Here is a 732-nt window from a genome sequence, read left to right on the forward strand (position 1 = left end):
ATCGTGGAACGGCAGCAACCCCGCACCCACCAGCTTCGCCCTCAACGGCACCACCTGCACCGGCGGCGTCAGCACCCCGCCCACCACGACCGCGCCGCCCACCAGCTCACCCACCTCAGAGCCACCGCCGCCGGCCGCCAACGGGCCCTGCGACATCTACGCCGCCGGCGGCACCCCCTGCGTCGCCGCGCACAGCACCACCCGTGCCCTGTTCCGCGCCTACACCGGCCGGCTCTACCAGGTGCGCCGCGCCTCCGACAACACCACCCGCGACATCACCACGACCAGCGCGGGCGGACCCGCGAACGCGGCCGCGCAGGACTCGTTCTGCGCCAACACCACCTGCGTCATCACCTGGATCTACGACCAGACGACGCGGGGCAACAACCTCGGCTACCAGGGCGCCGGCGGCATCGGCGGCGCGGTCCAGCCGGCCGTGGCGAACCGCGAGGCGATCACGGTCGGCGGCGCGAAGGCGTACTCGTTGTTCATCCCCGGCAACAGCAGCTACTGGCGCGACGGCCACCTGACCGGCATCCCGACCGGCTCCGCGCCGGAGGGCATGTACATGGTGACCAGCGGCACCCACGTCAACAGCGGCTGCTGCTTCGACTACGGCAACAGCGAGACCACCCGCCGGGCCGACGGGGCCGGGGCGATGGACGCGATCTACTTCGGCACGAGCTGCTGGTTCGGCGGCTGCTCCGGCAGCGGCCCCTGGGTGCAGGCCGA

The 732-nt window shown here is 72.7% G+C and carries 1 protein-coding gene; it reads left to right on the forward strand.

From position 1 onward, the window contains the following. Positions 1-732: arabinofuranosidase catalytic domain-containing protein (locus B1205_RS30400; protein WP_303395039.1), on the forward strand; the 732-nt coding region annotated here is incomplete at both ends.

The organism is Micromonospora sp. NBS 11-29, from assembly GCF_002140155.1.
GTDB lineage: Bacteria > Actinomycetota > Actinomycetes > Mycobacteriales > Micromonosporaceae > Micromonospora.